Here is a 2,598-nt window from a genome sequence, read left to right as displayed (position 1 = left end):
CGAAGGCGATTGCGGTCCTCTTCGAGCCGATCGCCCCCGAGAAGTGCGAGCGCCTGTGGGGCCAGCTCGGCGAGGACGGCTCGGTCCACGAGGCCACCGTCGAGGCGGCCCGCGAGGGTCCCGCCGGCGACCTCGCGGAGCCGACCGAGCTGTTCGAGCAGATCGAAGACGAGCGCGTCGAGGCGCTCAACGAGAAGCTGGAGTCGCGGGTCGCCGAGGCCGAGGCGGGCGATGGAAACGACGAGGACGAATCGACCGACGAAGCGGCTACCGACGAAGACGCCGAAACTGCCGACACCGACATGACCGACATCGAACCCCTCAGCGACGACCGGATTAGCTTCGACGACTTCCAGGAACTGGACATCCGAATCGGCCGGATCGAGGAGGCCGAGGGGATCGAAGGCGCCGACGACCTCCTGAAGCTGCGCGTCGACCTCGGCGCCGAGACGCGGACGATCGTCGCGGGACTGAAGCAGCTCCACGATGTCGAGGATCTGCCCGGGACGAAGGTCGTCGTGCTCGCCAACATGGAGAAGGCGGAGCTGTTCGGCGTCGAGTCGAACGGGATGGTGCTCGCCGCCGGGGACGAGGCCGACCTCCTCACGACCTACGAGGACGCCGGTCCGGGCACGAAAGTGAAGTAGGGACCGATCTCGCTTCTTTCGACCTCACGCGTCCAGCACTTCGATCAGGTTGCCCTCGGGATCGACGACGAACAGGATCGTGGTCCCGCTCTCGGTCGTCCGCGGTTCGCTGAGCGTTTCCACGCCGTCGTCGAGCCCGCGGTAGAATTCTTCCACGTCGTCGACCGAGAGCCCGAGGTGGACCGCGCCCGGTCGGTTCAACTCCGGGTCTTCGGTCGGCTCGCCCTCGGGGTCGTACGCGACGAGTTCGACGATCGTCTCGTCGTCGCCGTCGGCGACGAGGTGCGCGAAGTCGGCGGCCGCGCCGTCGACGGCGACGGCGTCCGCGAACGCCTCGCCGCCCACGGCGAACTCGGCGGCGACGTCGAGATCGAACGTCTCGGTGTAGAAGTCGACGGCGCGGTCGAGGTCGGCGACGGTGACGCCGACGTGGTGAGGAGTCGGATCGGACACGGGTCGAACGACGGCGACCGATTTCAAAACCGTGTCGGCCCGAGGCTCGGGTTCCCCTGCCCGCCGACCGGTCCCCGTCAGAGGAACCCGGCGAGCCCCACCGCGTTCGCGAGGGGGACGCCGGCGGCGACGGAGCCGATCAGGTAGCCGCCGATCGCGCCGCCGTTCAACAGGGGGAGCCCGGCGTGCGGCCGGCCCTTGATCACCCAGCTCATCAGGACGAGGAGCCCGGCGAGGCTCCCGACCATCGCGAGCAGCGCGGGGAGGTTGACGCCGAGGAGCGGGACCGCGAGCGCGGCCGCCGGGGAGAACGTCGCCGCGCTCGCGACCAGCACGGCCGGGATCACGGCGTCGCCGAGCCCGATGAAGAAGGCGTCGCGCTCCTCGATCGGGGTCGGGTCCGAGACGTCGGCGGCCTCGTCGTCTCCAGGAGTCTCGTCGCTTCCGGCGTCCTCGTCTCCGGCGGCCTCGTCGCCGCCGTCCCCGTCGGCGACCTCGGCGACGGTCGCGTCGTCGGGACCGTCGCTCCCTCCCTCTTCGTCGTCGCCGAGCAGCGAGTACGACAGCGACAGCGGGATCACGAGCACCACGGGGATGTTCAGGTCCATGACTCCCTCCGCGAGCGACAGCATGTGTTCGGTGCCGTACACGGATATCGCGTCGTAGACGGCGAGGACCGCCAAGAGGATCAGCGCGGGGAGCAGCCCGAACGAGATGCCGAACAGCCCGGCCGCGCCGGCGCCCATCAACACCCCGGCCGCGTCGATCACGTACCACTCGGGGTAGACGAGCAGTCCGACGCCGACCGCGACCGCCGGCACGGCCGCCGCCAGCGGCGACACCAGCGCGGTGAAGACGTACCACGAGAGCCACGCGGAGGTGCCGACGATGAGGAGCCGGACCGCGCCGTCGAAGTCGTACTTGAACGCGGCGAGCATCACCCCCGTCATGACCAGGATTGCCAGGACGTACACGACGCTGTTCGTCGGGTCGTCGGGGTTCTCGACCGCCTGATACCCGCTCTCGGCGAACTCGGGGACCAGCGCCAGCGCGCCCAGCTGAACGGCGAGGAACAGGCCGACGACGAAGGCGACGCCGCGGTACTCCCGGGGGAACATTCGACCGAGGGTTCGGCGTCCGGGGGTTTCGTCCTTGCGCTTCGCGTCGGCGAGTCGGTCGGGATCGACCCGGTCGAATCGGTCGAATCGGTCCGAAACGCGCTCGCTCGCCGCGAGAGGGATCCGGTGCCGCGAACGCAGACGGCACGCCGTCGCGCGCCGCAGAAGGGGTTCGGGTACGGTGTGGGAGCGGGTCGGACCCGAACCCGAGAGCCGACGGACGACGGACGGTGGAAGCGAGTGCCCGACCGGCCCGCCCGACGTGAGGCGGGCCGGTCGGTTTCGTCCGCGGCGTGTACGAACAGCCCGATGCGGCACAAGAAGCTACCGTCCGAATTATCAGATCCGATACCGATGCGGCGAGCGCAGCGGTATCGGAT

General features: G+C 69.7%; 2 protein-coding genes and 1 pseudogene. 1 reads left to right on the top strand and 2 read right to left on the bottom strand.

Annotation, left to right across the window (positions count from 1 at the left end; all coding sequences use genetic code 11):
• Positions 1 to 647, top strand: a pseudogene (locus tag SD626R_RS15360) (methionine--tRNA ligase); the annotation flags it as partial.
• Between the two features lie 24 nt (positions 648 to 671).
• On the opposite strand, the gene SD626R_RS15355 reads toward SD626R_RS15360, so the two are convergent.
• Both SD626R_RS15355 and SD626R_RS15350 read right to left on the bottom strand, forming a co-directional pair.
• Positions 672 to 1,100 carry a VOC family protein gene (locus SD626R_RS15355; RefSeq protein WP_092567188.1) on the bottom strand — a complete coding sequence of 143 codons (429 nt, stop codon included), beginning with the start codon at positions 1,098 to 1,100 and terminating at the stop codon, positions 672 to 674.
• A gap of 77 nt (positions 1,101 to 1,177) precedes the next feature.
• Entirely contained in the window at positions 1,178 to 2,218 is a 1,041-nt protein-coding gene (locus tag SD626R_RS15350; protein ID WP_092567187.1) for a presenilin family intramembrane aspartyl protease PSH, read from the bottom strand.
• Between the last annotated feature and the right edge of the window lie 380 nt (positions 2,219 to 2,598).

Origin of the sequence: Halorubrum sp. SD626R (assembly GCF_001261915.1) — an archaeon.
Lineage (GTDB): Archaea > Halobacteriota > Halobacteria > Halobacteriales > Haloferacaceae > Halorubrum.
The sequence above is the reverse complement of the archived record's forward strand: the minus strand, read 5'-3'. Positions and strand labels throughout refer to the sequence as shown.

Coding starts and splice junctions, on each gene's coding strand:
- SD626R_RS15350 (WP_092567187.1), bottom strand. CDS start 2,218: ATGTTCCCCCGGGAGTACCGCGGCGTCGCCTTCGTCGTCGGCCTGTTC.